Raw genomic sequence first — 245 nt, forward strand, 5'->3', positions numbered from 1 at the left:
TGCGTTGCGTCACTTCCTGTTGATCCGGGCCGCTCCACGGCAGCGCTTCAAACCACATGCGCACGGTTTGATCGTTGCGCAGACCCAGCGTATCGGGCAACTCGTGGCGGCGGGGGATATCCACGCCAAGGCTGGGGAAAATATCCAGTTCCGCGCGATCCCACAGCGGTTCTGAGTCGATCAACAATCCCTCCATATCAAAGATGGCGGCCAATACAGGAGGTCGATATGACATATAACTGCTC

1 pseudogene is annotated in these 245 nt (G+C 57.1%); it reads right to left on the reverse strand.

The annotated features are described in order from the left end of the window. A pseudogene (locus KVT28_RS26120) lies at positions 1-235 on the reverse strand (hexitol phosphatase HxpB); the annotation flags it as partial. Between the last annotated feature and the right edge of the window lie 10 nt (positions 236-245).

This window comes from Pantoea sp. GbtcB22 (assembly GCF_019091025.1).
Lineage (GTDB): Bacteria > Pseudomonadota > Gammaproteobacteria > Enterobacterales > Enterobacteriaceae > Pantoea > Pantoea leporis.